This window comes from Pseudomonas rubra (assembly GCF_028656935.1).
GTDB classification, from domain to species: domain Bacteria; phylum Pseudomonadota; class Gammaproteobacteria; order Pseudomonadales; family Pseudomonadaceae; genus Aquipseudomonas; species Aquipseudomonas rubra.
The window spans coordinates 1-10802 of record NZ_JAMDGZ010000061.1; the positions used below are offsets into that span (position 1 = coordinate 1).

Annotated in this window: 8 protein-coding genes; 7 read left to right on the forward strand and 1 reads right to left on the reverse strand. The window is 50.9% G+C overall.

Annotated elements, in window-relative coordinates; all coding sequences use genetic code 11:
* The first annotated feature begins 151 nt into the window (after nt 1-151).
* From M5G17_RS24010 to M5G17_RS24040, 7 genes are all read left to right on the forward strand, one after another.
* Nucleotides 152-3169: a Tn3 family transposase gene (locus M5G17_RS24010; protein WP_273895346.1), complete on the forward strand. Its 3018-nt coding sequence runs from the start codon at nt 152-154 to the stop codon at nt 3167-3169.
* Complete coding sequence (gene tnpC, locus M5G17_RS24015; RefSeq protein ID WP_273895352.1) at nt 3166-3525, forward strand: Tn3 family transposase post-transcriptional regulator TnpC; 360 nt, start codon at nt 3166-3168, stop codon at nt 3523-3525. Before M5G17_RS24010 ends, tnpC begins: the two co-directional genes overlap by 4 nt.
* Before the next feature lie 521 nt (nt 3526-4046).
* Nucleotides 4047-4586, forward strand: a complete 540-nt coding sequence (locus M5G17_RS24020) for a Csu type fimbrial protein (protein ID WP_273895347.1) — start codon at nt 4047-4049, stop codon at nt 4584-4586.
* Between the two features lie 49 nt (nt 4587-4635).
* Nucleotides 4636-5094, forward strand: a complete 459-nt coding sequence (locus M5G17_RS24025) for a Csu type fimbrial protein (RefSeq protein WP_273895348.1) — start codon at nt 4636-4638, stop codon at nt 5092-5094.
* Nucleotides 5095-5124: 30 nt separating this feature from the next.
* Complete coding sequence (locus tag M5G17_RS24030; protein ID WP_420793412.1) at nt 5125-5922, forward strand: fimbrial biogenesis chaperone; 798 nt, start codon at nt 5125-5127, stop codon at nt 5920-5922.
* Nucleotides 5923-6114: 192 nt separating this feature from the next.
* A complete protein-coding gene (locus M5G17_RS24035) occupies nt 6115-8355 on the forward strand; it encodes a fimbria/pilus outer membrane usher protein (protein WP_420793411.1) in 2241 nt (746 codons plus the stop codon).
* Between the two features lie 53 nt (nt 8356-8408).
* Nucleotides 8409-9356 (forward strand): Csu type fimbrial protein, encoded by a 948-nt coding sequence (locus M5G17_RS24040; protein WP_273895355.1) that lies wholly within the window; start codon nt 8409-8411, stop codon nt 9354-9356.
* A 385-nt stretch (nt 9357-9741) separates the two neighbouring features.
* Here M5G17_RS24040 and M5G17_RS24045 read toward each other — a convergent pair whose 3' ends face one another.
* The gene (locus M5G17_RS24045; RefSeq protein ID WP_273895350.1) at nt 9742-10731 is read right to left on the reverse strand and encodes a site-specific integrase; all 990 of its coding nucleotides are present in this window, start codon (nt 10729-10731) and stop codon (nt 9742-9744) included.
* Nucleotides 10732-10802 lie beyond the last annotated feature (71 nt).

Consider the following 10802-nt stretch of genomic DNA (forward strand, 5'->3'; position numbering starts at 1 on the left):
GGGGTTATGCCGAGATAAAGGAAAATTAGGACATCTGCCATATAACCTTATGATATTTAAAGGATTTAAATATTATTTCGTACAACCTTTCCTCATCCCGAGTTTAGCCGTCTATGCTGAAGGCTTTGCTTTTTCTTGAGGGACGAATTCCATGGCCTCTCTGGAGCGGACCGCTTATCCGAAATTGCCGGCGAATCTGTCGTCGAAAGAGCTTCATCAGACCTACTCGCCCTCAGAATCTGAACTCGAATGGCTCTCTAGAACGGCTAAAAGCCCTGCTCTTATCATTGGGTTAGCCGTTCAGCTTAAAGTATTTCAACAGCTACATTACTTCCCCACTTTCGAGGAGATTCCAGCTGAAATCGTAGATCATGTCAGGTCTTGCCTGAGTTATGGGGCGCGCATAGTTCCTCGTTATGCGAATCCTCGAACCTTGTACCGTCATCAAACAGCCATCCGCCAGTATCTACAGATCACCCCGTTTTATGGGAGCGATGCCCTGAAAATTACGGTGGAAGCTGCCCACGAAGCAGCAGTGATCCTTGATCAACGTGTTGATGTCATCAATGTCCTGATTGGCGAACTGCTTGAGCGAGGCTACGAGCTCCCGGCCTACTCGACGCTCAATGACGCTGCTGAAGACGCTCAAGTCGCTCTCCAGGAAAAGATCTTCAATCAAGTCGTCGATAGAGCGCCGATTGATGTGATCTTCCGTCTCAGAGAACTTCTAAACACCGATTTCGGTCGTCGCCAAAGCGACTTCAATGCCCTGAAGCAGGTCCCCAAGAAACCTTCTCGCAAACACTTGGAGATACTGATCGATCACTTAAGCTGGCTGGAGGGATTCGGTGATCTCGACGCCATCTTTGAGGGAATCGTTGATACCAAAATTTGGTTTTTTGCTAATCAAGCGGAGAAAACGGATGTTTCTGAACTTAAGGATTGTTCGCTTCCAAAGCGTTACACCTTGATGCTGGCTCTGATCTACCTCATGCGTGTACGAGCACGTGATCATCTTGCTGAAATGTTCATCAAACGAATCGCGACTATCCACAAACGAGCCAAAGATGAGTTGGAGCAGATTCAGACTCGCCAACGCAAGAAACTGGAACTGCTGGTTGGAACCTTAGGAGGAGTACTTGAAATTTTGGCGCAGGAGCCGGACGACCAGGAAGCTGGAAGCCTGATCCGAGAGTACCTCTCACCTGAAGGGAATATTGACCGGCTTCGCGAGGCATGTGCCGAGGTTCAGGCCACGGGCGGCAATAACTATTTCCCGCTACTCTGGAAGCACTTCAAGTCTCATCGCTCATTGCTGTTCCGTTTGAGTCATCTGCTGCAACTGGAGCCAACAACCCAGGACCGCTCGCTGATTGAGGCTCTGTTGTTGGTACAGGATAACGAGAACCTGCATAGGGAGTGGGTTGACGAGCATGTGGACTTGTCGTTTGCCTCCGACCGCTGGATGAAAGTCGTCCGGCGATCATCCAGCGAAGGACCACCAACCAACCGGCGCCTCCTTGAAGTCTGTGTGTTTTCCCACCTAGCCAACGAACTTCGCTCTGGCGATATCTGTGTACTGGGCTCGGAGTCGTTTGCGGATTACCGCAAACAGCTACTGCCTTGGGATGAGTGTCTGGTGCGTTTGCCAGAATACTGCGAAAAGGTTGGCCTGCCGAGTACCGCCAAAGAGTTTGTCGCCAGCTTGAAGGAGCAACTTGAGAGTACCGCTCAGCAGCTGGATGACAAATTTCCCAGCTGCCGTGGTGACGTGTCGATTAATGAGGTGGGTGAACCAGTGCTACGGCGCGTAATCGCCCGTGACATCCCTCCTTCAGCGATCTCGCTACAAACGGCGATTACTCAGCGTATGCCCGCCAGGCATGTGCTCGACATCATGGCCAACATCGAACACTGGATTCAATTCACCCGCCATTTCGGACCGATGTCCGGTAGCGATCCCAAGCTAAAGGAACCGGCCGAGCGCTACCTGATGACGATCTTCGCCATGGGTTGCAACCTAGGACCGAATCAGGCTGCTCGCCATCTGGCGGGTAATGTGACTCCACACATGCTGTCCTACACCAATCGTCGGCACCTGCCACTCGACAAGCTGGATAAGGCCAACCGGGAGTTGGTCGAGCTCTATCTCCAGCTCGATCTGCCCAAACTATGGGGGGACGGCAAGGCTGTTGCTGCGGACGGAACCCAATTCGATTTCTACGATGAAAACTTGCTCGCGGGCTACCACTTCCGTTATCGCAAGATGGGCGCCGTCGCCTACCGGCATGTGGCAAATAACTACATTGCTGTCTTTCAACACTTCATCCCACCGGGCATCTGGGAGGCTATCTATGTCATCGAGGGCTTGCTGAAAGCGGATCATAGTGTTGAAGTCGATACGGTTTATTCAGACACTCAAGGCCAGTCTGCGACGGTGTTTGCATTCACCCATTTGTTGGGTATCAATTTAATGCCTCGCATCCGCAACTGGCGAAACCTGGTCATGTATCGGCCCGACCGCTCGGCCAAGTACAAGCATATCAACAGCCTCTTCACTGATACCGTCAATTGGAGCCAGATAGAAACCCATTGGCCGGATCTGATGCAGGTGGCGCTGTCGATTCAGGCAGGCAAAATATCCTCACCAATGCTGCTGCGCAAACTCGGTTCTTACAGTCGGCGCAACAAGCTCTACCATGCAGCGCAGGAGCTGGGATGTGTGATCCGGACCATTTTTCTACTCAAATGGATTGGCAATCGTGAATTGCGCCAAGAAGTAACCGCCAATACCAACAAGATCGAGTCCTACAACGGTTTCTCGAAGTGGCTGTCCTTCGGCGGCGATGTCATTGCCGAGAACGATCCAGATGAGCAACAGAAGCGCTTGCGCTATAACGATATGATCGCATCCTCGGTGATCTTGCAGAACACCGTCGACATGATGCGCATCCTGCAGAAGCTCGCCCGTGATGGCTGGCAGTTCACCGATGAAGATGTATCGTTTCTCAGCCCCTACCTGACCAGCAACGTCAAACGCTTTGGGGAGTTCAACCTGAAACTCAAGCGCCCACCGGAGCCCTGGATCAAGGATTCCATTTTCCAGCAGGCTGCGGGCTCAATGCGTGCGCAACAGATGCCCAATAGCAAAGTTGAGGAGGCGAACTGATGCACATCCCGCCGGCTTCGTTTCGAGTGACGCCCTACGGCGAAGTGGATGCTGCAGCACTGGACAGGCTGCGAGATAGCTTTGACACCTCCGAGATTCTTCGGCTGGTTGACCGACTAGATACCTGTCTGGCTGAGCTGGGTGGAGTTGTGGCTGTCCGTGATGAGTTGCTGAAGCTCCACGCGATGGCCCTAACCCTTGTAGAGGGGGCTCCACTGACTATACCAACTGAGAATGCCTGCATCTGGTCGGAGGCTGAATCGCTGCAACAGGGTATCGAGGCACTCGCTGGGTGGGTGCGTTCTGCCCAAGCTGGGATATCGCCTTTGATCAATCTGGCACCCGACTGGGAATAGTGAGCAGACATCCTACGGTCAAGACCGTTCTGAGGGACAGAAAATCTCCCTCCCTGAGTGGCAGATTTTCCTTTAGAGACTAACCTAATTTCTTGTAGTCATTCTCGAAAGGAACCGAGTTATGAGAATTTCAAAGTTATCAATGGCTTGGCAAAAAATAAAGCTGAAATTACTCTTGCGATTTTCTATCAATGATTAGTTTCCATGAAGAATTAAAATCCTCATTTTAAGTTAATTGGTGATTTTCCTGAGCGCAACATTTTTGTAAAGATTGAGTGGGTGAGGTGTGTTTCGGGTTAGCTGTTCTGTTTATTGGCGAGCATTGCTTGCATGGAGTGCAAAGCATTACATGCATATACTAAAGGTTATGTTTTATATAACGGTTTCGCTATTGCTAGTGGCCCCCATCAACCAACCCTTGGTTATGAGTTTCACTGGCTGCGAATAAACCAGCGTGTAGACACCGAAAAGGTATGTCGCGTGGTCACGCTGTGCGAGTAACCAACCTAAGGATGGAAATTATGAACACACTAGCATCTCGCGTAGGTCTTTCACTGCTTACTTTCGCGTTAGTATCCAATGCTCATGCGGCTACGACGCTTAAAGGTCAGATTAGCGCTAGCATCACCCTCACTGGTAGTTGTCAAGTTGTCGGGGGTGGTAAAGATGATGACGCATTAAAGTTTGGGAAATTGGACTTTGGTACAACCAATACCGGTTTTACAGATGCAAGTGCTGAAGTGCTGGGACAAGGCGGAGGCGCGCTCTCGATTCGCTGCTCAAAAGGCGCTAACCCTACAGTGAAGCTGGGGGGCGGTGACCATGATGGAAAATCTGAAGGCGGTAGTCGTGCATTGGCGGATAATGGTGGCAATTTTGTGCCCTACGACTTATATGCGGATGCGGGCCATACACAGGTACTGAAAGTTGGTAGTGATATCCCCCTCGGAGAAAGTACTGGCGAGCCGCAAGATGTAAAAATCTATGGTCGAGCTGTAGGTAAAGCAGGTCTACCTGCTGGAAAGTATAGTGACACAATAGCCGTAGAGCTGAGCTTCTAAGTTAATGTCTTGGCGCGACCTGCTAATTTGTCTAGTGCTGTCTGGCTGCATGAGTTTCCCCGCATGCTTGACAGCAGCTACAAACAGTAGCTTTCCAGTTAGCGCAGTGGTCGTGCCGGGATGCCTAATTACTAAAGAAATTAAAAATTACGGCGACTTGGATTTTGGTAGTCACTCTGCTTTGGCGATGGAAACTGTGTTGGTGCGGCTGAGCTATGAAGTGCACCTACAATGTACGCTGGGAGTGACACTGAGCGCAATGATTGATGGTGGTCAGTACAATAGTGGCGGGCGCAACATGCAGCTAAATAATGGCAGCAATAAAATGGCCTATCAGTTATTTTACGATTCGGCTTTAAGTAAAGTTATAGAGGTAGACCAGCCCGTGATGATTGATCATCAAGGCGGGAGTGACATCAGCTTTCCGATTTATGGAAGAGTTCAGTTACAGGGTGATCTACCTGAAGGCATCTACAGAGATGTTCTACAGGTCCAATTTTCTTGGTAATGTATATAGTGCTTTATAAGGAGCCAATCTGTGTGTGCGCAACCTCTCTCGAGTTCTATTATAAAATACTATCTATTACTGCCGTTAGTCGCACTGCTAGCCTCTGTCGAGGCATACGCGGCCAGCTCTGTGCTCATATGGCCTATTGATCCAGTCCTAGAGGCCGATCAACAGGCCAGTGCGTTGTGGCTAGAGAATCGTGGAAGTGAGACGGCCAATTTGCAAATCCGGGTTTTTTCATGGGCCCAAAACGGTTTTGATGATCAATATCAGAACCAGCGCGACGTAGTTGGCAGTCCACCTGTAGCGAAGATTGAGCCTGGTCACAAGCAGTTGGTACGTTTGACTCGTACTCGCGATGTTCCTCCGGGGCAAGAGCTGGCGTATCGGGTTATTATAGATGAAATACCCTCGGCAGAACCTGCTGCTGGCGACTCTGAAGGCAAAACAGATGCCGCAATTCGGTTCCAAATGCGTTATTCGGTACCTCTGTTTGTCTACGGCTCAGGATTGTGGAGCAAGGAGGATTTGACTCGTAGTCGCGATCCAAAAGGTGCTGGGGCTGCTGATTTGATTTGGCGCAAGATGGTAATCAATGGTCGTACTTTTATTGAAATCCAAAATAGAGGTGCTGTTCATGCACGTCTGACCGATGTCAGTTTTAAGCAAGCGAATACCCTACATCCGATAGCAGAGGGGTTGCTCGGCTATGTTTTACCTGGCTCTACTATGAGATGGCCGGTGCCGGATAAAACCCCAATCGAAAAAGTATTGCAGATGCGAATCAACGGCTTGCCCATTATCCAGGAGCTTGCTGCCAGTCAATAAGCAGGTCTCATTTCGGTATTAAACCGTTAACTAAAATCTCACCCATGGAGGGTGGGGTGACTTGCCAATGGATAGGCGCAATGCGTTATGAGACCAGTGTGGGGTCGTGCTTGGCGGAGTCCAATTTGGTTTGTCGCCACTCTTTATTGTACAAGCTGTATTTCTGATAGTTTACCGCCGCGACCGCGCAGCATGGTGAGTTCTGATCATACGCAGCTATATTTAGAGTTGGTTGTTAACAGTTCTAGTGCCCGGCGCGTGATTGCTGTAAGGCAACAAGCTGGACATCTATTCTTGTCTGCTGCTGATTTACGTACCGCTGGGATTAAACTTCCCGGCCAGGTTGTTGGTGAGATTGCTCTTGACAGTTTGCAAGGCTTGCGCAGTGAGTACGACGCTCAAGGTCAAAGACTATTGTTGAACGTACCGCCTGACTGGTTGCCTGAGCAGTTAGTCGGTCATCGTGAAGTTTACCCACGCGTGCCGGCCATGAGCAGCTTTGGAGCCCTATTTAACTATGACTTGTATCTGAGTGACTCCGATGCAGGTGGAACCTACCTCGCAATGGGGAGCGAGTTACGGCTGTTCGATAATTGGGGAACGCTATCCAGTAGCGGACAATATCGGCGCACCCTATCAGGTGAAGCAAGCAGCACGCTGAATAATGGCTATAGAAGATATGACACAACCTGGCGCTACTCTAACGATGAGCGTCTACTGACTTACGAGGCAGGCGATATCATTAGCGGATCGTTACCGTGGAGTAACTCTGTCCGCTTGGGAGGGTTTCAGCTCTCTAGAGACTTTGGTGTGCGCCCTGATCTTGTCACCTACCCATTGCCACAGTTTGCTGGCGAGGCGGCTGTGCCGTCTTCAGTAGACCTTTTTATCAACGGTTACAAGTCCAATAGTGTCGAGTTACAGCCCGGCCCCTATACTCTAACAAACATTCCATTCATTAATGGCGCAGGCGAAGCCGTGGTGGTCACTACCGATGCTTTGGGCCGCCAAGTATCGACAACAGTGCCGTTTTACGTCACCAGCAATTTGCTACAAAAAGGTCTGACAGATTTCTCGTTGGCTGTCGGTTCCCAACGCCGCGATTACGCGATACGCGATTTTGGTTATGGTCCGGGATTGGTATCCGGTAGCCTGCGCTATGGGCTGAATGACAACCTGACACTGGAAAGTCATACCGAGGCCTCAGACTCGTTAGTTCTTGGTGGTGTCGGTGGGAATCTGCGTCTCGGCAACCTTGGTGTGCTCAATACTGCGGTGAGCCAAAGCCAGTCCAGCGGCGATAGCGGACAACAAATCAGCCTTGGCTATCAGTACAGCAGCCAACGTTACAGCTTGTCCTATCAACTCATACAACGAAGAGAGCAGTATACCGATTTAACGGTGGTTGACAGTCCTTATAGAAGTCTCAGCCAGCGCAGTGAGCAGCTTACTCTGAGCCTTAACCTTGATACCTACGGTAGTCTTGGTGCCGGTTACTTTGATGTGCTAGCTGCTGATGACTTACGAACACGGCTACTTAACCTGACCTGGAGTAAACCTCTGTGGCGTAACACTAGTTTCTACTTGTCTGCCAATCGTGAGATCGGTGATGGTGAATGGGCGTTGCAAGCCCAGCTGGTGATTCCCTTCGATTTGCGAGGGAGCTTGAGTTTTGGTGCTGAGCGTAACCAGTCTGGCGTGAATCGCCAGCGCATTAACTACAGTCACTCGGTGCCGACAGAAGGTGGTGTCGGCTTCAACTTAGGGTATGCGCATGGCGAGGGCCCAGACTATCGCCAGGCGGACCTTACCTGGCGCTTGCAATCTGTCCAGTTGCAGGCAGGGATCTACGGCAGTGGCGATGTGCAGACCCACTGGGCAGATGCCACTGGCTCAATGGTGTGGATGGATCATCAGGTGTTCGGGGCCAATCGTATCAATGATGCTTTCGTCGTCGTCAGTACCAATGGCTACTCTGATATACCGGTGCGATACGAAAACCAATTGATTGGACTGACGGACAGTAAAGGGCATTTGCTCGTACCTTGGAGCAGCGCTTACTACCGCGGGAAGTACGAAATCGATCCACTGAATTTGCCTGTCAGCGTACAGAGCACCATTGTAGAGCAGAAAGTTGCGGTGCGCCGTGGCAGTGGCTATCTTTTGAAATTTCCACTTAGTCGAATTATAGCTGCAAGTGTCGCACTAATAGATGTAAAACAACATGAGTTACCACTGGGCAGCAGTGTAGTCCACGAGCAAAGTGGGACATCAGCAGTAGTAGGATGGGATGGGCTGGTCTATTTGGAGAACCTTGTCGAACACAATCGTCTGAGCGTGACCTTGGCCGATGGCAAGAACTGTAGTGTGCAGTTCACGATTGATATTAAAACGGATCAGATCCCTATCATCGGCCCGTTAATGTGCCAATGAATAAAGTAAGGAGTTAGCACGTGCGTCTCTGCGATGAGTGGCTATGTAAACTATTGGGGTTTTCGACGTTTTTTCTATCAGTTCATTCCTACGCTTTATGCTCTGTGATCAGCGCGGTGCCTTCAAGCTTTGGCTTGGTCAGCTCGAACACTCTACTAACCACCTTGCAGTCAACATCTACGACCAATGCGGGCTTGAGTTGTACTGGCTCTTTGGCGTCTTTACTGGCTAGTAATGACCATCTCCATGCCACTATTACCTCGGCAAATTCTGGTCTGACTGGACCATCTGGAGATATCATTGGCTATACACTGTACGCAGATGACAGTACTAGTTATCCAATTACTCGTGGAGTGGCGTTTGACTTTGCGCGGAGCTCAATTGCCGACGCTCTTGGTTTGATAGCCAGCCCTACGGCAGCCAAAACAGTACCTATTTATATTAAGACGATAATCGGAAGCAATGTAGCGGCCGGGGTCTACCAAGAAACTTTGAGTGTCTTTTGGAGTTGGAACTATTGTAAAGATGCTGGCCTGCCAGGAATATGCTTTGGGCGTGATATCGGAAGTGGCTCAAGTTCGCTAACGGTTAGTCTAACAGTGACTAACGACTGCTTGATCACTGCCCCAAACATAAACTTCGGAAGTGCTCCAGTCGTGAGCGCTTTCAGCACTGTCAATCAGTCGATTAATTTGGTTTGCACAAAAGGCAGCGCCTATAACATTGGCCTTGATGATGGTCGGCACGTAGTTGCGGGGAGGCGACAAATGATCTCTGAAAATAATTACTTGGCATATGATATTTTTAAGGGCGCTGGAACTACACGCTGGGGTAGTGTAGCTTCTAGCCGTCGGGCCAGTTCCGAAGCAGAGATCAACCCGGGTAATGGTTTAGGGGTCGGCAGCCAGGTTTTCAACTACAATGCCAGAATTTACACTGATCAACTAACGCCACCAGCAGGTGCGTATTTGGACAGTATTATTTTGGATGTGAAGTTTTAAGCGTGCAAGATATAATATTTGCACTTTTGATGTGGGACTATTACGAATGTGACGTCTGGCAGTTTCTTGCCGAAAACTATCGATTCATACTCTGATGCTAAACGCCGAGGCCCAGCGGTAAGGGCGCGAAAGATTGAGTTTTTTGCTGTCTTGGTTTTAAGTGATTGCAGTTTAAACCATCCCTAGATTGGCAAGCTTAACTGGCGGCGGATGTGCATTGCGGCCGCAACGGTGGCACGGATTAGTCGAGCAGATGAGTTAGGCTTATAGGAATCGTTTGCGCTGTATCTCTTGGAGGGTTCCACTTGATGCCGTGAGGTTGACTCCAAATCGCTAGTCGGCCGGCGCATTCCAAGTCATTTTCGCCAATTCCATTCCGGTTGGCCTAACCACGGCACGCCGATGCTAGTGACACGCTGGCAGCTGCATTAGCTCCGGCATTCAGCTCGAGGGTAGGCTTAGCCGCCAGGCCGCCAAAGGATATGGTAGGGTCGATGTAGCGCATCGCCGATTTGATGTCCTTCCAGCCTACATAGGTCATCAGTGCCTTGAGATCCCAACCATTGGCCGTAGCCCAAGTGGCAAAGCCGCGACGCAGCGAATGGCTGGTATACAGCTCGGAGGGAATGTCGGCGCGTTGCAAAATGTGCCGTAGCAGACTGATCAGGCTGCCGGGATGCAAGGCGTCTCTGCCCAGGTGCCCCCAGCGATCCAGGCGACAGAATGCTGCGCCACGGACAATGCCGGCAGCACTGATCCAATCGAGATAAGCCTGTACCGGGCAGAGGCATTTCAAGGCTGGGACGTAATGAGTCGTGCCGAGGTTTTCCCGGTCCCCCTTACTTTGCGGCAGGAACAGGCTCATGCCCGCACCGGCTTCGGCCTGGATATGCTCGACCTTCAGTCGACAGAGTTCGTCGCTGCGAAAACCTCGCCAGAAGCCGACCAATAGCAACGCAGCATCGCGCCGGCTGCGCAGCAGGCTTGCCAAATCGCCAGACTTCTGAGCCCGTTCGGCTTCCCGATTCAGCCATTGAATTGCCTGCTCCAGGTGCTGCAGCTGCAACGGTGCAGCCTGCTTCGTTTGCGCCGGATGCAATGTACGGATGCCTTTGAGCACCTGGCGCACCGTGGGCGTCTTGGTCGGATCAGGAAAGCCCTGAGTGATATGCCACTGAGCCAGAGCGGCCAGGCGCTGTTTGAGCGTGCTGCTGCTTAGGGTGTCGGCGTGGTCCACCAGGTAGCGCAGGATGTTATCGCCGGTGGCGGGCAGAAAACCGCCCCACGTCACTTCGAAGTGTTCGATGGCCGACTGATAGCTACGGCGTGTGTTTTCCCGCGTACCGGCTTGCAGATAGTGTCCAATATCCTTCATCGCCACGCTTGCCCTTTACGTACTGGAAAACGACCGCTAAGCGACCGTTTTTGCCTATCCTATTCAATAAC